General features: G+C 61.8%; 13 protein-coding genes and 2 pseudogenes. 11 read left to right on the top strand and 4 right to left on the bottom strand.

All coding sequences use genetic code 11. From position 1 onward, the window contains the following. Nucleotides 1-120 precede the first annotated feature (120 nt). From JS531_RS11090 to JS531_RS11080, 3 genes and pseudogenes are all read right to left on the bottom strand, one after another. Nucleotides 121-1242 carry an XRE family transcriptional regulator gene (locus tag JS531_RS11090; RefSeq protein ID WP_169240056.1) on the bottom strand — a complete coding sequence of 374 codons (1122 nt, stop codon included), beginning with the start codon at nucleotides 1240-1242 and terminating at the stop codon, nucleotides 121-123. A 230-nt stretch (nucleotides 1243-1472) separates the two neighbouring features. Continuing rightward, nucleotides 1473-1601 (bottom strand): annotated as a pseudogene (locus JS531_RS11085) (IS1595 family transposase); the annotation flags it as partial. Nucleotides 1602-1714: 113 nt separating this feature from the next. Next, nucleotides 1715-1834 (bottom strand): annotated as a pseudogene (locus tag JS531_RS11080) (HAD family phosphatase); the annotation flags it as partial. Nucleotides 1835-2307: 473 nt separating this feature from the next. Between JS531_RS11080 and kdpA the strand changes: the two are divergent. The 5 genes from kdpA to JS531_RS06600 all read left to right on the top strand — a co-directional run bounded on the left by kdpA (nucleotide 2308) and on the right by JS531_RS06600 (nucleotide 10703). Further along, nucleotides 2308-3984, top strand: coding sequence for a potassium-transporting ATPase subunit KdpA (gene kdpA / locus JS531_RS06620; RefSeq protein WP_169240058.1), 1677 nt, complete (start codon nucleotides 2308-2310; stop codon nucleotides 3982-3984). A 1-nt stretch (nucleotide 3985) separates the two neighbouring features. Further along, nucleotides 3986-6160 carry a potassium-transporting ATPase subunit KdpB gene (kdpB, locus tag JS531_RS06615; protein ID WP_169240059.1) on the top strand — a complete coding sequence of 725 codons (2175 nt, stop codon included), beginning with the start codon at nucleotides 3986-3988 and terminating at the stop codon, nucleotides 6158-6160. Between the two features lie 31 nt (nucleotides 6161-6191). Then, a complete protein-coding gene (gene kdpC, locus JS531_RS06610; RefSeq protein WP_169240060.1) occupies nucleotides 6192-6824 on the top strand; it encodes a K(+)-transporting ATPase subunit C in 633 nt (210 codons plus the stop codon). A gap of 166 nt (nucleotides 6825-6990) precedes the next feature. Further along, nucleotides 6991-9993: an ATP-binding protein gene (locus tag JS531_RS06605; protein WP_214314299.1), complete on the top strand. Its 3003-nt coding sequence runs from the start codon at nucleotides 6991-6993 to the stop codon at nucleotides 9991-9993. Beyond that, nucleotides 9990-10703, top strand: a complete 714-nt coding sequence (locus JS531_RS06600) for a response regulator transcription factor (protein WP_214314297.1) — start codon at nucleotides 9990-9992, stop codon at nucleotides 10701-10703. The genes JS531_RS06605 and JS531_RS06600 overlap by 4 nt, the downstream gene beginning before the upstream one ends. Nucleotides 10704-10889: 186 nt before the next feature. On the opposite strand, the gene JS531_RS06595 is transcribed toward JS531_RS06600, so the two are convergent. Continuing rightward, nucleotides 10890-11315: a hypothetical protein gene (locus JS531_RS06595; RefSeq protein WP_169240063.1), complete on the bottom strand. Its 426-nt coding sequence runs from the start codon at nucleotides 11313-11315 to the stop codon at nucleotides 10890-10892. Nucleotides 11316-12075: 760 nt separating this feature from the next. Between JS531_RS06595 and JS531_RS06590 the strand changes: the two genes are divergently transcribed. Genes JS531_RS06590 through JS531_RS06565 form a run of 6 tightly spaced genes read left to right on the top strand, consistent with a single transcriptional unit; the run spans nucleotide 12076 to nucleotide 18811 of the window. Further along, nucleotides 12076-12282 carry a hypothetical protein gene (locus JS531_RS06590; RefSeq protein ID WP_214314289.1) on the top strand — a complete coding sequence of 69 codons (207 nt, stop codon included), beginning with the start codon at nucleotides 12076-12078 and terminating at the stop codon, nucleotides 12280-12282. An 18-nt stretch (nucleotides 12283-12300) separates the two neighbouring features. Next, entirely contained in the window at nucleotides 12301-13146 is an 846-nt protein-coding gene (locus JS531_RS06585) for a hypothetical protein (protein WP_055427678.1), read from the top strand. 40 nt (nucleotides 13147-13186) lie between these two features. Continuing rightward, complete coding sequence (locus JS531_RS06580; RefSeq protein ID WP_055427677.1) at nucleotides 13187-13567, top strand: PrgI family protein; 381 nt, start codon at nucleotides 13187-13189, stop codon at nucleotides 13565-13567. Beyond that, nucleotides 13560-15956 carry a DUF87 domain-containing protein gene (locus JS531_RS06575; protein WP_055427676.1) on the top strand — a complete coding sequence of 799 codons (2397 nt, stop codon included), beginning with the start codon at nucleotides 13560-13562 and terminating at the stop codon, nucleotides 15954-15956. Before JS531_RS06580 ends, JS531_RS06575 begins: the two co-directional genes overlap by 8 nt. Next, a complete protein-coding gene (locus JS531_RS06570; protein WP_094667177.1) occupies nucleotides 15953-17545 on the top strand; it encodes a CHAP domain-containing protein in 1593 nt (530 codons plus the stop codon). The genes JS531_RS06575 and JS531_RS06570 overlap by 4 nt, the downstream gene beginning before the upstream one ends. A 21-nt stretch (nucleotides 17546-17566) precedes the next feature. Next, on the top strand, nucleotides 17567-18811 hold the full coding sequence (locus tag JS531_RS06565) for a hypothetical protein (RefSeq protein WP_223847559.1): 1245 nt from the start codon (nucleotides 17567-17569) through the stop codon (nucleotides 18809-18811). Nucleotides 18812-18815 lie beyond the last annotated feature (4 nt).

Raw genomic sequence — 18815 nt, 5'->3', positions numbered from 1 at the left:
TCGGAAGAGCCACTTAAGTGACCGGCAGCTGATAAACTGCAATCGTCCCTACAGGGGGCAATGCATAAGATGGCTGGAATGTTGCGATAGCATTCCAGCCATCTTTGGCTAAACGAGTCGTCAGACAACCGCGCCCTCAATGGGAAAACCGTCAACAAGCCGCAAATCATCGCCGCACCAATGATTCACTAATTCAGCGGGCAATCCAAGGAACCCTTCAATGGCTTGGATGGACACTGCAGGGTGTCTGTAATCGCGTACGTCGCTGAAGGCGCTAGCGAGCACCTGTTTAAAGAGGGTCGGATGCTCGTTCTTTACTGCTATCGGCTCTTGCTTGTTCCATTTGCGATTCGCCATCTGAATCCTCAAGGATTTTTGCCGTTCCGCATCGTATATGCCCAATCGACCGGCACGTGCAATAAGGGCGGCTATGGATACTCCCCACTCCGCCTTTAGTGTTGCAAGAGCATTCAGCGATGTGAATTTAGAAATTGAAGCACGTGCATCCTCTTCTGGCATAAGCAGGGCGCCGGCAAAAGCATTGGCCTCAAATTCCAGACTTCGATGGTCCTTGGGTCTCCTAAAACGATGAAGCACAAGATGCCCGAGCTCGTGCGCGTCAGTGAATCGTTGTCGGTCTCCGGGCTTTTCTTCGGGAAAGTATCCGATTACGTGCTTAGCATGAGGAACGGAGGGGCTGCTGACTCCGTCTGCTGTTGAATCGCTAATCGGCGCCGCTAGAGGGACAACAAGAATACCGCTTCTCTCCATACTGCGTGTGACGTCCTTCACCGGCCCGTGAGAAGACAGCCCCCAGACGGTTCGGACTTCACCGGCGAGACGTTCTATGTCCGCAAGGGAGGGATCTATACGCGGGGCAATGCCATTAAGCCACAAAGGTTCCGGGCAGGCGTGAGTCATCGATTCGAGCTTCGTCACTGTATCCAGGAGAAGTTGAAATTCCGTTATGGCCTGATTGGCCAGAGAGGATTTCATCTTGGCCAGCTTACGGAACGTAAGCTGATCGACGGGCACCGACTGATCGGGGAGCACAAAGAATCCGATAGGGAACCCGGTTACGAAGGCCAATCGTTCCGCGTCGGATTCGGTAAATCGAGTCTTTCTGTTGACCAAATTGGAGATGCGCGACGCGGACAGACCGCTGATGCCCGCCAATTCCTTCTTGTTCCAACCCCGGCATTCACGAGCCAGTTCGATTCGGTCGGGGTTGAAATCGTTCATTTTGTCTCCAGTGTGTTACTTTCCCTAATGATTGTATTGGTGTGCGGGACCATGCGCTCTTCGGCTTCGCCGCCATCGAAGGCCATTTTGTCGAACATGTCAGCGGGAACGCCAATCGGCATGGCTAAGATAAGTTTCCCCTTTGCACGTCGTGGAAAACTGCCCGCATCAAGGGGCTGAACGGCATCGCAGAGGAACCGATCCGAGGTTTCCGTCCACATGCCGGTGACGACGCACACCTGCTGCTTGCTCAGGCCGCGTTTCGCGGCCTTCTTGCCGCTCTTGCGGGCGGGACGTGGCATGGTGCCCTTGCGGTAGCCCTTGTAGCTGTCGCGGAAGTACGTCTCGTCGATCTCCACCCGGTCGCCGGCGACGGCGTTGAACGAGGGGTTGTAGCGTTGGATGCACTCGATGATGCGACGGCGCATGAACCACGCCGTGCGCAGGCCCACGCCGCACTTGTCCATGCGGTCGCGCAGATCGCCGCGACCACGTCGTCCGGGAAGTGTCCGGTCAGGCAGGCGCGGGTGTCCCAATCAAGCAGTACGCCGCAGAAGTCGAAGATCACATCGGTGATGGGGCAGTCAGCCATACAAGCTCCATATATTCAGGTCCGTGAACCAGTGTACGGGCCGGCCGGATAACCGGTGTTAGCAAAGCGTTAGGAATCGCCGCGCGGAGCCCCCGAGCACATATGCAACCCGTAAAAACCGCCTCGTCCTGACCGCTCGCTCCATACGATGAGGAATCGCAATGACCCGATGACGATGTCGCGCGGCCCCTAGCGGGAGGCGGAACACGGCACCGGGTTTGTTCGATGATAAGGAGAATGATATGCCTTGGTGGGTAGATGTTGCCTACGTTGCGGGCACGGTGGTCGTCTTCGTGCTGTTCGACCTGTTCGGAAAGTGGGTGGACAAGCTATGACGACGTTCTTCACTGTGCTGGGTGTCGTGCTGGCTATCGCGGGAATCGCCTACATGATTTATTCCCTGTGCCGGCCAGAGAAGTTCTGAACCATACCGGACTGTACTTGAGAGATCTTAGGAATCAAAGGTTCATCACATGGTATATGTATTTGCGATCATGGCATTCGCGCTGATTGCCATCATCCTTGTGGCGATCTACAAGCCGCTGGGCGATTACATGTTCAACGTGTTCACGACCGACAAGGACCTCTTCTTCGAGAAGTGGATCTACAAGGTCGTCGGCGTTGACTCCAAGAAAGGCCAGACCTGGAAGGCGTATCTGCGCGGTGTGCTCGGGTTTTCCCTGATGAGCGTGCTGGTGCTTTACCTGCTGCAGCGCGTGCAGCAGTGGCTGCCGTTCTCGCTGGGCTTCCCGAACGTGCAGGGCCCGCTCGCGTTCAACACCGCGGCCTCGTTCGTGACCAACACCAACTGGCAGTCATATTCGCCGGACGTCACGCTCGGCTACACCGTGCAGTTCGCCGGCCTCGCCGTGCAGAACTTCGTGTCCGCGGCCGTGGGCATCGCCGTGGCCGTGGCGCTCGTGCGCGGGTTCGCGTGGCGCAGGTCGGAGACCATCGGCAACTTCTGGGTCGACCTGACCCGCTGCACGATGCGCATCCTTCTGCCGATTTCCATCGTCATGGGCATCATCCTGATAGCGCTCGGCGTGGCGCAGAACTTCGCCGGGTTCGTGGACGTGAACACCGTCGCCGGTGGCACCCAGAAGATCATGCAGGGCCCGGTGGCCTCGCAGGAGGTCATCAAGGAGCTCGGCACGAACGGCGGTGGCTTCTTCAACGCCAACTCGTCGCACCCGTACGAGAACCCGAACATGTGGACCAACCTCATCGAGATTCTCCTCATGCTCGCCATTCCGGTGGCCCTGACCCGCACCTTCGGCCGCATGGTCGGCGACATCCGGCAGGGCTACGCGCTGCTCGGCGCGATGGTCATCATCTTCGGCATCAGCTTCTTCGCCGTGGTGACCGCCGAATCCTTCGCCAGCGACCCGATCACCTCCCTGACCGGTGGTTCCATGGAAGGCAAGGAGACCCGCTTCGGCATCGTGTGGTCCGGCCTGTTCGGCACCACCTCGACCTCGACCTCCACTGGCGCCGTCAATTCGATGCACGACTCGTACACCGCACTCGGCGGCATGATCTACATGCTCAACATGATGCTCGGCGAGGTGAGCCCGGGCGGCGTGGGCGCGGGCCTGTACGGCATCCTCGTGATGGCCGTCGTGGCCGTGTTCATCGCCGGCCTCATGGTGGGCCGCACGCCGGAATACCTCGGCAAGAAGATCGGCCCGCGCGAGATGAAGATGGCCTCGCTGTACTTCCTCGTCATGCCGATCACCGTGGTGGTGGGCGTCTCCCTGAGCTTCGCCGTGCCGTTCGCACGTCAGTCGATCTTCGACACGTCGCTCAACAACAGTGGCAACCACGGCTTCTCCGAGGTCGTCTACGCCTTCACCTCGGCCGCGAACAACAACGGCTCCGCCTTCGCGGGACTCACCGCCGACACCCCGTGGCTCGACACCACGCTGGGATTGGCGGTGCTCATCGGCCGTTTCCTGCCGATCGCCCTGGTGATCGCGCTGGCCGGTTCGCTTGCCAAGCAGGACAAGGTGCCGGTGACCGCCGGCACGATGAAGACCGACAACGGTCTGTTCGTCGTCCTGCTGGTGTTCGTTATCTTCCTGATTTCCGCGCTGACGTTCTTCCCGACGCTTGCTCTGGGACCGTTGGCAGAAGGTTTGGTGGCTTGATATGACTTCCGCAACCGCGAACGACGTCAACAACGGCGCGACTTCCATCGCGAACGACGTCAAGAAGTCCAACGAGCAGTCGTTGGGCGCGATGCTGGGCAAGAGCCTGCCGGATGCGTTCCGCAAGTTCGACCCGCGCAACATGTGGCACAACCCCGTGATGTTCATCGTGTGGGTGGGCGCCGCGTTCCTGACCCTGCTGGGCGTGTGCCAGCTGTTCGACACCGCCCTCACCGATGGCGAGCCGGTCTACTTCACCTGGATCGTGGCCATCGTGCTGTGGGCCACCGTGCTGTTCGCCAACCTCGCCGAGGCCGTGGCCGAGGGCCGCGGCAAGGCGCAGGCAGACGCGCTGCGCAAGACCCGTACCACCACGCCCGCCCGTCTGGTCAAGGGCTACGACGAGAAGAACGACCCTGACGTGCGCGCCCCCGAGCGCGGTGAGGGCCCGTCCTACATCGAGGAGGTCCCCAGCTCGGACCTGAAGCTCGGCGACGTGGTCGTCGTCTCCGCCGGAGAGCTCATCCCCGGCGACGGCGACATCATCTCCGGCATCGCCTCCGTGGACGAATCCGCCATCACCGGCGAATCCGCACCCGTCATCCGCGAATCCGGCGGCGACCGCTCCTCGGTGACCGGCGGCACCCGCGTGCTCTCCGACCGCATCGTGGTGCGCATCACCCAGAAGCCCGGCGAAAGCTTCGTCGACAAGATGATCGCCCTGGTCGAAGGCGCCAACCGCCAAAAGACCCCGAACGAGATCGCTCTGGACGTGCTCCTGAGCTCCCTGACCATCATCTTCCTTGTGGTGGTGCTGTGCATCAACCCGCAGGCCTCCGCGGTGGGCGCCTCCGTGAGCCTGACGGTGCTGGTCGCCCTGCTCGTCTGCCTCATCCCGACCACCATCGGCGCCCTGCTGTCCGCCATCGGCATCGCCGGCATGGACCGTCTGGTGCAGCGCAACGTGCTTGCCACCTCCGGCCGCGCCATCGAGGCGGCAGGCGACGTGACCACGCTGCTGCTCGACAAGACCGGCACCATCACCTACGGCAACCGTCAGGCCTCCGAATTCCACGCCCTGCCCGGCATCGATCATGACGACATCGTCAAGGCGGCCGCATTGAGCTCGCTGGCCGATGCCACACCCGAAGGCCAGTCGATCGTGGCACTCGCCAAGTCCGACGGCTTCGACGTGGACGAGGTGCCGGGAGCCGTGGCAGTGCCGTTCACCGCCGAAACCCGCATGTCGGGCCTCGACCTGCCGAACGGCGACCGCATCCGCAAGGGTGCCACCTCCGCCGTCGAGGCATGGATCGACAGGGAAGGCGGCACCATGACCACCGAGGTGAGGGACGCCCTGCATGACCGCGTGGCCGCCATCTCCGGCCAAGGCGGCACGCCGCTGGTCGTCGCCGAGCAGCACGCGAACGGTGAGGCCAAGGTGCTCGGCGTCGTCCAGCTGAAGGACGTCGTCAAGAAGGGCCTGAAGGAGCGCTTCGCCGACCTCAGGAAGATGGGCATCCGCACCGTCATGGTCACCGGCGACAATCCGCTCACGGCCAAGGCCATCGCCAAGGAGGCCGGCGTGGACGACTTCATCGCCGAGGCCAAGCCCGAGGACAAGCTCGCCTACATCAAGAAGGAGCAGGCCAAAGGTCAGCTCGTCGCCATGACCGGCGACGGCACCAACGACGCCCCGGCCCTCGCCCAGTCCGATGTCGGCGTGGCGATGAACTCCGGCACGTCGGCCGCGAAGGAGGCCGGCAACATGGTCGACCTCGACTCCGACCCGACCAAGCTCATCGACATCGTGGCCATCGGCAAGCAGCTGCTCATCACGCGCGGCGCCCTGACCACGTTCTCCATCGCCAACGATGTGGCCAAGTACTTCGCCATCATCCCGGCCATGTTCATGGAGAAGTTCCCGGGTCTGGGCGTGCTCAACATCATGGGTCTGCACAGCTCGCTGTCCGCCGTGCTCTCCGCGATCATCTTCAACGCGATCATCATCGTGCTGCTCATCCCGCTGGCCTTGAAGGGTGTCAAGTACCGCGCCGAGGCCAGCGAGAAGATCCTGGGCCGCAACCTCAAGGTCTACGGCCTGGGCGGCATCATTGCGCCGTTCGTCGGCATCTGGATCATCGACCTGTTCGTCCGTCTGATCCCGGGCTTCTGATCCGAAGAGCGATTAGGAAAGAGTGATTGTCATGAAGAACACCATTTCGCTGAACCTGCGCGCCTACTGGGCCGGGCTCAAGGCGGTGATCGTCTTCACCGTCATCGTGATCGTCTACACGTTCGTGATGACCGGCATCGGCCAGCTCGGCATGCCCGACAAGGCCAACGGCTCGATGATTACCAACGCGCAGGGGGAAGTCGTCGGCTCGTCGCTGATCGGCCAGTCCTTCACGGACGCCAACGGCGACGCGCTGCCCCAGTACTTCCAGTCCCGTCCTTCGGCGGCATCCGACCCGAACAAGGACGAGGACAGCCAGGGCTACTACGCGGCCGCGTCCGCCGGCACCAACAAGGGCCATGCCGACGCCGATTTCGTCAAGTCCACCACGGAACTGCGCAAGACCATCGCCAAGCGCGAGGGCGTGAGCGTCAAGGACGTGCCGTCCGACGCCGTCACCGCGTCCTCCTCCGGACTCGACCCGGAGATCAGCCCCGAATACGCGGCCATTCAGGTCAAGCGCGTGGCCAAGGAGCGCGGTCTGAGCGAGGAGCAGGTCGAGAATCTGGTCCGGAAGTACACCACCGGTCGTGGGCTCGGCTTCATCGGCGAGTCCACGGTGAACGTGGTCCGGCTCAATCTGGCGCTTGACGAGCTCAAGTGATTCGGCATGCGGTCTGCCGGTGATTCGACTGATGCGTTGTCGTCGATCGCCGTGGCAGGCGGCGGCCGGTCGTCAGGGGTGGTGACGCGGGACATTCGCGCCGCCACCCCTGACGGCGTTTATCGTATACAGTCGTATTGGGATGTCTGGGAATACGGGGGCTGATATGGCACAGGCACGAGGAACGTTCAGGGTGCTGCTGGGCGCCGCACCGGGCGTGGGCAAGACGTGCGCGATGCTCAAGGAGGGGCATCGCCTGCAGGAGGACGGCAAGGACGTGGTCATCGCCCTGTTGGAGACCCATGGTCGCGCCGCCACGGCCAAGGCCGCCGATGGGCTCGAGATGGTGCCGCGGCGGCATCTGCGCTACCGCGGCATGTGGCTCGAGGAGATGGATCTGTTCAAGATCATCGAACGGCATCCGCAGGTGGCGCTCGTCGACGAGCTCGCCCACACCAACGCACCCGGATCGGTGCACAAGAAGCGCTGGCAGGACGTCATGGACCTGCTCGACGCCGGCATCGACGTGATCACCACCATCAACGTGCAGCACATCGAATCGCTCAACGACGTGGTGCGTGAGATCACCGGTAGCACCCAGAAGGAGACCGTGCCGGACAAGGTGCTGCGTTCCTCCTCCCAGGTCGAACTGGTCGATCTGCCGCCCGAAGGCCTGCGCGAGCGTCTCGCCGCCGGATTCGTCTACAAGCCCGACCGCGTGGATGCGGCCCTGAGCAACTACTTCCGCGTCGGCAACCTCACCGCCCTGCGTGAGCTGGCCCTGCTCTGGCTGGCCGGGCGCGTGGACGAGGCGCTTAAGGCCTACCGCGAGGAACACCACATCAACGCCAAATGGGAGACGCGCGAGCGCGTGATCGTTGCGCTGTCCGGCGGGCCCGAGGGCGAGCAGCTGCTGCGGCGCGGGGCCCGCGTGGCCCGGGCGTCCGGCGGCGGCGACCTCATCGCCGTGCATGTCACTCCCGAGGACGGGCTGGCCGGCTCCAATCCCGCCCTGCTCATCAAGCAGCGCGAACTCGTCGAGGAGCTGGGCGGCACCTATCATCAGATCGTCGGCGAGGACATCTCGGAGGCCCTGCTCGACTATGCGCGTGCGAACAACGCCACGCAGGTGATCGTCGGCGTCTCCCGGCGCAACGCGCTTTCGCGCTGGCTGGGCCGGCCCTCCACGCCCAACGGCATCATCGAGAAATCCGGCGATATCGACGTCCATATCGTCAAGCACTCGTTCGTCAACAAGGGCTTCAGGATGCCCTCCTCGAATAGGCATCCTATCGCGTGGAGGCGCAGGGCGGCCGGGTTCGCGTTCGCCGTGTTGTCCGTGCTGCTCGCCGGTTGGATGCTGTACCAGTTCAGCGCGCCCACCTATGCGCAGCGCGACGCCTTGGTGCTGCAGCTGCTGGTGGTGGTTTCCGCCGTGATCGGCGGGCTTGTGCCCGCCATGGTGTGCGCGGTGCTTTCCGGACTTGTGCTGGACCTGCTCTACACGGTGCCCATGGGGACCTTCCATGTGATGCGCGCCTCGGACATGGTGACCATCGTGCTCTACGTGCTCGTGGGCGTCATCGTCTCCGCGGTGGTGGACCGCGCCGACACCATCGCGCGGCAGGCCCAGCGCGCCAGCGCCGAATCGGAGACCTTGGCCAGCGTGGCCGGGGTGGTGCTGCGCAGCGACGATCCGCTTCAGGCCATCGTGCACCGCACCCGCGAGGCGTTCGGATTCTCCTGCGTGCGCGTCGTGCAGGACGGCCACGTCATCATCTCGGACGGCGAACCGGGCACGAGGACGGATTCCGCCATTGACGGCGACGGTGACCTCGCCGTGTCCGTCGAGGAGCCGGAGACCATAGCCATGTCGGACGACGGACCGGAGCTCAAGCTGTACGGCAAACCCGTCGAGGCGTCGGACCAGCGCATGCTGCTGGCCATCCTCTCGCAGATCCAGACCGTGCTCGAGCACAAGGATCTGGAGCGCAAGGCCAGCGAGATCGGGCCGCTCGCCGCCGCCGAGAAGGTGCGCACCGGCCTGCTCAACGCGGTCAGCCACGACCTGCGCCGTCCGCTCGCCTCGGCCACCGCCGCCGTCTCCGGACTGCAGCGCATGGGCGACACGATGAGCGCGCGGGACCGCAAGGAACTGCTCAGCGTGGCCTCCAACGGCCTGAAGCAGCTCACCAAGCTCGTCACCGACCTGCTCGACGTCTCGCGCATCCGCGAGGGCGCGCTGCCGCTGTCGCTGGTGGCCACGGATGTGGGCGAGGAGATCATCCCGTTGTTCGACGAACTCGGCATCGGACCGGGGTCCATCGATCTGGACATCGCCCCCGACCTACCGCTGGTCGTGGCCGATCCGGCCCTGCTTCGCCGCGCGCTGTCGAACGTGCTGGTCAACGCGATGCGGTTCACCCCGTCCTCCAAGCGGGTGCGGCTGTCCGCATCCTCGTTCAACGGCGTGGTCGAGATCCGCGTGGCCGATCAGGGCCCCGGCGTGCCCGATTCGCGCAAGAATGATATCTTCCTGCCGTTCCACCGCCTCGGCGACACGGACAACACCACCGGTCTGGGGCTGGGCATGGCGCTGTCGAAGGGGTTCGTCGAATCGATGGGCGGTTCGATCAGTCCCCAGGACACGCCGGGCGGCGGCCTGACCATCGTGATCACCCTGCGTGTGGCCGACCAGAAGCTGCGTGTCGGACAGCCGATTCCGGCCGACGACCGACCTGATCCGGCCGACATCATCGCCAAGGACACGCTGAACGTTTCGGGGGCCGTGTCCGATGTGATCCTGCCGCTGCCGGGCAGCGGGCAGTCCGACGAGCGCGGGCTCGACCGGTTCATCAACTACGGCATCATGCACGGCGGCAGGGATGAGGGGGATGCGGACTCCGACGATTCCGACTCCTCGGTTGACGCCGGCGCTGGGGAGAGCGCGGGGTCAGGTTCCGATGCCGCGCCTGACGCCGGTGAGCGGCATGACGTTGCGGAAGCGGATGATGATGAACGACGGTATGACGACGATTCCACGGACGGCATACAGTCCGGCGTGGAACCGGCCTCGATGGATGCCGTCGCCGACGGTGGCGGCGCCGGTGACAGAGCGACGGGTTGGGACCCGTCGATGACGGATTCGGGAGAGGAGGCACGCCGATGAAGATTCTGGTGGCGGACGACGATCCGCAGTTTCTCAAGGCGTTGAAGATCACCCTGCACTCGCAGGGCTACGACATCGTCACCGCGCGTGACGGCGTCGAATGCATCACGGTGGCGGTCGAGGAGCACCCCGACCTGTTCGTGCTGGATCTCGGCATGCCCAGAATGGACGGCATGGGTGTGATCCAGGGTGTGCGCGGTTGGGCCAAGGCGCCGATTCTGGTGGTGTCCGGGCGCACCGACGCGCGTGAGAAGGTGGCGGCGTTGGACGCGGGTGCCGACGACTATGTGACCAAGCCCGTCTCCATCGACGAGCTGCTGGCCCGCATCCGCGCCCTGCTGCGCCGGGTCGCGCAGGAGAGCACGGCGGAAAGTGAGACGCCGCTGGTGCGGTTCGGCGACGTGACCGTGGATCTCAACGCCCATGCCGTATTCTGCGGGGAAGCGGGGCGCGAGACGCGCGTGCGGCTCACGCCCACCGAGTGGAAGGTGCTCGAGGTGCTGGTGCGCAATGCCGGCAAGCTCGTGACCCGTCAGGACCTGCTCACCTCGATCTGGGGGGCGCAGCACGTCAAGGACACCGGCTATCTGCGACTGTACATTTCACAGTTGCGCAAGAAGATCGAGCCGGACCCCGCGCGGCCCAGATACCTGAAGACGGAGACCGGCATGGGCTACCGTCTCGACATCAACGGCGAACCGGAGGCCTGAGACGGTCGGCGGATGATGCGACCGGATGGTGTGACCGTTTTGCGGATAAAAGAATGCTTGGCTTCCCTGAGCGAGGGAAGCCAAGCAATGTGGCTCTTCGGCTCTCAGGCTCTCAGGCGATCACGTCGGCGATGGCCTCGGGGATGGCTCGGATCACGTCGCCCGCCACGATGGGGTGGCCCAGCGTCATGAACCGCTGACGGCGGCCGTGCCCCACCAGCTCGGGCTCCTGCCAGCCCTGCTGCTCGGATTCCGAGGCGATCGCCGCGGCCATGCCATGCAGACATCCAACGGCAGGACGAACGTGCGGTCTACATCGGGAGTGAACTGGATATAGTGAATCGGATAGGCGATCGGATCGCCGTCGGAATCCTCGCCGTCACCATCCGTCGTGTCCGGAAACGCAACCGGCTCGACCGGCCAGAATCTCGTGGATACGGCGAGCAGACCGTCCGGCCGGCCGCGCAGTCGCCGGTGCAGATACCAGACGGCAAATGCGGCCGTCACGCCGATGGTGAGAAGAAGGATGATGTCACCGGGATCGATCGGCGGATCGGCGTGCGTGGCGCGACTCAACCAGTCGCCAACGGCCGCGGCGATCGGCGTACTCACGGCTAGAGCCCCCGAGAGCACAGCACTACGATCTCTGTGCCGTCAAGAGGATACCTGCTGTTGGAATCCCATCGGTCGAACAGGGAAAGAGGCTCTTGGCACCAAGCCTGAGTCCGACGCAGATTCTTACCTGCCGGAGGCAGTCCTCCAAACGCAAACTCCTTGATGAACCTAAGTTTCATATGAGTCTCGGGATCCATAAGATGCAAGCAGTTGGACGCCCCGCTGACCTTCCAGTCATCAACTGGATCTTCGAGGAGCAACTGTCGCAGCGCCGCAAGAAAGTTTTCCGCATAGTGTCCTTTGTACTCGTTGCGGCTTACCCCTAACGCATCAAGGGCTGCCATGGCACGGCCCTTCGCAAGAGGGAGATTCGTGGGAATCATGTCGTTGATTGGCGCGAGACGCTGCTTTATGAGTTCTATGCGGTCCATGACCTTCCTGCAATTCTCTGCGATTATGCAATTTTATTGTTTTCCGAAATTTTAGCACGCATTATTAACATTCGGCAAGTCCCGAGAGATTTGGCCTACGACAAGCCGTCTATGCTCACCTCGTCACAACTCACTCCTGAAACGGGAAAACCTGCTCGGAGATTCTGGGCTGGGTCTAAGGAACGTATGTCTCGCATGTGCTTTACGTCTTGCATGATCTACATGATCTATCTGTCCGCCGCTATCCCGCCGGTTTTCCCTGACGATGAGTGTCAACGGAGACCGTTGCCTGTCGGGCTCCTTGATCGTCATCAGAGGAGGCCGTCGTGGATTTGTTGAATCAGGTGCTTCAGTTATTCGTCAGGTTCGCCACTATCGGCGGCGGACTGTGGCTGGTGTGGGGCGCCATTACCTTCGGTGGCGGTCTGAAGGATCATAACGGGCCGCAGACGCAATCGGGACTGTGGCAGATCGTGGGTGGAGGCATGATCATCGCGGCTGCGCAGATTTTCAACGCGGTGGCTCTGGGCTGAGCTGATTCGGGGCCTGCCGTGGAGGACTTCATCGTAGCCATGCTCAACATGATCGGCGGCGGAGGTGCCGGTTCGATTACGGCCGGGCTGTTGTCTCAGGCGCCGGAGACGTGGAATCCCGCTCTTTACCAGTTGGCGGTGAACGTGCATGGAGTCGCCGTCAAGCCTCTGACGTCGGTGGTGCTCGCGGTCATGTTCACGTTGGAGCTGGCGCGTAACTCGACGCGCATCGAGTCGGACCGTGATCTGGGTGTGAAGATCGTGGCCGGCACCATGTTCAAGATCGCGTTGGTGTTCATCGCCGTGCAGAACGCCAGTCTATTCATTCGGATGTTCAATCAGGTCACGCAGTTCCTCATGCAGGGAGTGTCTTCTCAGATGTCGTATGAGGCGACGGGCGACGGCGGTCAGCTGGGTGATCTGATGCGTGACCAGATTCGCGATGCCGGGGTGATGGGGCAGGCGGCGTTGTTCTTTCTGCTGGTGATCCCGTGGCTGTTGTCCCAGTTGGCGTCGGTGGTGTTCACGGTGGTGCTGTATGTGCGGTTCATCGAATTGTATGCGTTGACGGCGTTCCAGTCGTTGCCATTCGCGTTTCTGGTGCATGAGGACACCAAGCCGATCGGCGTGGGTTTCTTCAAGTCGTATGCGCGCACGTCGGTGAATGCGGTGTGCGTGTTCATCTGTCTGGTGTTCTATCAGCGGGTCGTGGTCGATGCCGTGAAGATCCCGGATTCCGCGGACAAGGGCATGGTGGCGTGGGTGACGGGCAACTTCGGCAATCTCATGATGGCGGGCATCCTGCTGTTCTTCGTGATCGCGGTGAGTCAGCGTGTCAGCCGGGCCATAGCCGGCGGCGAGTAGCCGCCTACCACAACCGGACCCAATCGGAAAGGATTCTTTCATGTTGCAGATGCGCGTATATAAGGAGATCGCCAATGTCGAGGCGAAGGTGATGTGGGGGCTGAGCTGGCGCCAACTGGCGGCCGCCGCATGCATGCTCGTCCTGGGCGGAGGTGAGGCGGCGTTGTTCTGGTCGTTGGGCTTGTCCGATCTGGGGTCGTATCTGCTGTTTGCGGTTTGCCTGCCGTTCGCGCTGTGGGGTTGGTGGCGTCCGAAGGGGCTGAAGCCTGAACGGTATCTGGGATACATGCTGCGTCAGCGTTTCGGGCCGAAGGTCTACCTGCTCGAACCCTATGTTCCCGCGAGGTTTCCCGGCAAACCGTCGTTGAAAGAGAAGGCCCGTAGACGAATCAGGGGAAGGCAGGTACGTCGTCATGTCTGACATCAGTGGCAGCAAGGCGGTCAAAGGCAACGGTAAGCGACATGGAAAGGTCGGGAACAGGCGGTCCGGGAATCGTCGCATGCCTCGTTCGTCGAAGGAGTTGCTTGGCTATGATTCGATGCTGTCCAATGGCATCGTGTTCCTTGGCGGCGACCGGTGGAGCGTGTCGCTGCGGATCAGCGACATCAATTATCAGGTCGCGACCCAGGATCAGCAGCTGGATGTCGTGGACCGGTGGGGTCGTTTCCTGAATTCGATCGGCGAGAACATGGGAGTCCAGATCACGGTCGCCACGCGCATGCTGGATCCCGAGGAGGTGACGCGCAGTATCGCCATGTCGCTTCGGAGCGATGCGTTGGATGGATTGCGCGGGGACTTCAACCGCAATGTGCGTCGGCGTCTCGCCGGGCGTTCGCAGGGCGCGGTGACGGACAAGTATCTGACGTTGACGTTGCGTGAGCGGGACGGGGAACGGGCGGTCACGCTGCTGAACCGTGCCGCGTTGCGTGCCACGGCGCAACTGCGGTCGGTGGGCGGCTGCGTCGGCGTCCGCTTGAACCGGCAGTCGCGTCTGGCGGTATTGCATGGGATGCTGCGGCACGGTGTCCGGTTCTCGTTCACCGAGGATGGCTTCCTGAAATCGCATGGCATGTCCACGAAGGATTATGTGGCCCCGTTCGCCGTGGATGTGTCGGATCGCCGTCGGCTCCGGTTGAGCTCGGGCACTGCGGAGGTGTGGCATCAGTGTCTGTTGGTGCGTGACTTCCCGGATTATCTGAGCGATCAACTAGTGTCGTCCATCACGGACATCAAGGCGGATATCACGGTCGGCATCCATCTGTCCCCGCGGGGCAAGGCCGAGGGGTTGAAGCTCGTGAACCGGACGATCGCCGAAATGGATATGCAGGCCATCGACGAGCGGCGCAAGAACCGCAAACAGCATCTGCCCGAGGACATGCTGCCTCATGATCTTCAGGAATCCATGACTCAGGCGGGTGAGCTGCGTGATGATCTGGAGCATAACGGCGACCGTCTGGTGGATTCCCTCATGATCGTGGACGTGTCGGCGGGCAGTCGCGAGCAACTGGACCAGACGGTTCGTGACGTGACGGCCGCAATCGATGGGCAGTCGTGTGTGGCCGAGACCTTGGCCTACATGCAGGTGGAGGGGCTGAACGCCGTACTGCCGTTGGGGAATCCCCTGCCGCCGATGCGTCGCACGCTGACCACGTCGAGCGCGGCGATTCTGGTGCCGTTCACGTCGCAGGAGCTGTTCGAGCCGGGCGGGGTGTTCCATGGGGCGAACGCCCGCACCGGCAATCCCGTGGTCATCGACCGTACGAAAGGCATGAACGGCAACGGATTCGTTCTGGGTACGACCGGGTCGGGCAAGAGCCAGGCGGCGAAGAACGAGATCACCCAGATCTATCTGACCCGTCCGGACGATGATCTGATCGTCATCGACCCGGAACGTGAGTTCACGCCGTTGTGCACCGGTCTTGGCGGCGAGCGAGTCGAGATCGGGGAATCGTCGCGCGCGCATATCAACGCTTTGGATATCGAGTATGAGGATGATTCCGAGGGTGATCCGATACGGTCGAAATGTGCGAGCGTGCTGAACATGCTCGGCGTGCTGATCGGCGGACAGGACGGCATCGACCGCATGCAGCGCAGTCTGATCGACCGTACGGTCATCGGCATGTATCGCGAGGTGCGGGAGCATCCAGAACTGGGCATGCCAACGCTCGTCACCCTGCATGACCGTCTCACGGCTTTGAATGAGCCAGGTGCCCATGATGCCGCGCGAGCATTGGAGATCTACGCGACCGGCAGTCTGAACGCCTTCGCCCATGCCACTGATGTGAATACGTCCAGCCGGTTCCTGGTCTATGACGTTTCCGGTTTGGGAGCGGAGTTGCGCACATTCGGTATGCTCGTCGTCCTGGATCAGATATGGAACCGGGTCGTCAGGAATCGCCGTCTCGGCCGGCGCACCTGGCTGTGGGTGGACGAGTTCCATCTGCTGTTCTCGAACCGGTATGCGGCCGAATACTTCCTGCGCCTGTACAAGCGCGCCCGTAAATGGGGTTTGTGCCCCACCGGCATCACGCAGAACATCGAGGAGCTGCTGGCCAACCAGGATGCGCGTCTGATGCTCGCGAACAGCGACTTCCTGTTGCTGCTGAACCAGACCGCCACGGATGCCGACGCCTTGTGCGAGCTGCTGAAGCTGTCCGATGAACAGCGGGCGTTCTTCACCGGGGTGCAGCCCGGTCAGGGCATGGCTAAGAGCGGCACTGCGTTCATACCGTTCGATGGGCGTATCGATGCCGATAGTCTGCTTTATCGGTTGTATACCACGAAATTCGAGGATCGGAAACCCGAATGAGACCCGTCACCTCCGACTCATTCCACGCCACACGCAATCTCGTTCGACCGAACGGCACGATTCATGGCTTGAAAGTCCGTCATGTCAGCGGACTCTCCCATGGGCCCGTGCTGGCCGGGCTAAAACAGCCACAAACTATCATCAGGAACAGTGAATCCGAAGCATCGCACCCGATCGGCACAACAACCGTCAGCGCTTTGAACCGTGGTGTGAAAGCGACACGATCCGTGCTTGAATCGCAATCGACACAGACGGAGACCAGCGAGGACGACAACCCATTATCACCAATGGCCCCCGTAAGCCGGATATGCGACGGCGTGACCGGTATTATTCGCACAAGACATGCGGCAAGAGGTTCGACGGCACGTGCCGCGGCAGGAAGAACGGCTTCGGCTCGTGTCAGACGTGCGAGGCGCTCCGGCAAGACCGTACGATCGGGCGTCCAAGGGGCCAAATCCGCTGCCAGAGCCTCGACGCAGATTGCGAGACAAGTCACGCAGACGGTTTCTCGGGCCGTAACGGCGGTGAAAGCCGGGATCGCAGCATCGGCATCAGCTGCGGTCGGTGTCCCGTTTCTGCTGGGCGCGGTGGCGGTGCTGATGGTCTTCAGTCTGCTGTTGTGGTTCATCCCCACCGTTGCCGTTGGAGATGACGGCGGTTGTGAAGCCAGTGTGATCGAGGTCCCGGACGAGGCGAAACCATGGGTGAGCGAGGCGGCTCGATCGAGCGGATTGAGCGCGGATTTCATCGCGGCGATCATGAAGCAGGAATCCGGTTTCCGACCGGATGCATATGCCGACGACAGCAACGGAGGAACCTGGGGATTGCTGCAGATGAACAGGAGCGTATGGCGCGGCGTGCACCCCGAAGGCGCCGACCAGACACCACCTGAAGGCATCACCGAGCCCATGGTCCACGCCCATTACGGCGGCATGTATCTGAAAAACCGCTTGGAAGGCGTCAAACAACTCAAGGCCAAGCACCCGGGCATGCCGTTCGCCGAGCTTGACGACCTGACGGCTTTGGTCATCGCCCATAACGCGGGCGAAGGCAACCTCATGAGGTACCCGGATATTCCCAACATCACCAAACGGTATCTCGACAACGTGAAGCCGGCGATTGATGCGGGAGGCGGCTGTTCGGCCACGGCAGGACGAACCATCGGCAAGCTCACGCCACCGTTGGTCATGCAGTCTGGCACTCTGAACGTGGATGTGGCGGCGACCGGCACGCCCGTGGGCAAGATCACCACCTATGAAACCGGCCAATGCACATGGTGGGCGGCCGCCCGCCGATTGCAGATCGGCAAACCTGTGGACGGTTACATGGGCGACGGCTGGATGTGGGCGTCAAGCGCCAGAAAATTCGGATACCCGACGGGCGGCGGCATACAGCTCGGCGACGTGGCGAGCTTCGCCAAAGGCTATCTCGGCGCAAGCGCCGATTACGGACACGTCGCCATCGTCGAGGAAATCAAGGACGACGGCAGCATCGTCGTCAGCGAATCCGGCGGCGGCCTTCCATACGCATGGCTCAGGACCCTTACCAAGGAGCAGGCCAACAATCCCAGCATCACTTACATCCACTAATCCCGAGGGAAGGAAGGAAGCATGCGCCGCATCAATCCCAAGCTTGACCCTTGCGAGCTTTCCGATCTTATGAGCGATTCCGCCAACTGGGATCTCCTCATGCAAATCCGCAATCATCCCAGTACATGGCCGGAACTCGACCAGTGGGCTGCGCATGCCATTGCAGACCCTGAAACCGCTGGGGCTCCACCGGAACCGTTGACAGACGGAAAACCCAAGCACCGGCTGCTTCCCATCACACCCATCATCGATGATGAGCTGCCTCGCGATGCACGGAACAACAGCACTCCCGTATCCAAGCTTGACAAACAGAAGGGAACGACGATAGACACACCAATGGGGGTAGGGGAACATGCCAAGGATGATGTGTCCTTGGCAGAAGATTCATCGGCTGACAGCACGGATGAGGTGGCCGTCCATCGGCATATCCCTTTTACCCACATCGCCGGCATCATGCTCGTTCTGGTCATCGCAGCAGGATCAGCCGCAGGCCTTGTCATGGCGAAGAAGAACTACGACCATCAGGCGGCGCTCACGTCATGCAATCACGCAATCAAGCAATCTGACATAGTGCGGATTGAATGGAACAAGGCATTGAAACAGGCGGAACCATATGCGAAGTTCCAGGATAAAGACGTGCGGGATCCCAAGTCTTTGGAACTGCTTGGCAAAATCATGCAATATCAACCATCGATCTCAACAGAAAATTGCAATCCGAGTCTGACGGCCGACCGTCTCGATCGCACTCGTGCAGAAATAGGGAGAGCGAATAACCAGCTCAGAACCCAGATCAGGAACCTGCATGACACAGTTGACACGGTCAAGGCATCACAGGAACAACAACAGATCGACAACGCACAGAACGCACTGAGCCAAACCATTGAAGACGCCGATAGGTTCTACAAAGAATCCGCGAACAAGGTCAGAGACGACAACACCCGCGCACGACTCAATGAGCAGATCACCCATGCACGACTCATGATGCGCGACCATCAGGATCTTGATGTCTATAACAGAACCATCCAGGACCTCAACGAAGTCATGCAAATCGTCCGGGATTCCATGACGGCTGTAGTAGAGAACGAGGAAATATCCGAGGCGGGCCGTTCGGATGGTTCCACGCATCCAGGATCGGATTCCCAATCATCGAACCGACAACCCGCACCATCAGCGGAAGGTTTATCCCAGCCAGTCACGCGAGGCAATCCCACTTGGGACGTACCTGGGCAATCGGCAACCCCCTCATTCCCCGACCGGCTGGGATAGTACT

Origin of the sequence: Bifidobacterium sp. CP2 (genome assembly GCF_018555635.1) — a bacterium.
Lineage (GTDB): Bacteria > Actinomycetota > Actinomycetes > Actinomycetales > Bifidobacteriaceae > Bifidobacterium > Bifidobacterium saguinibicoloris.
This window is presented reverse-complemented; position numbering and strand designations above follow the sequence as displayed.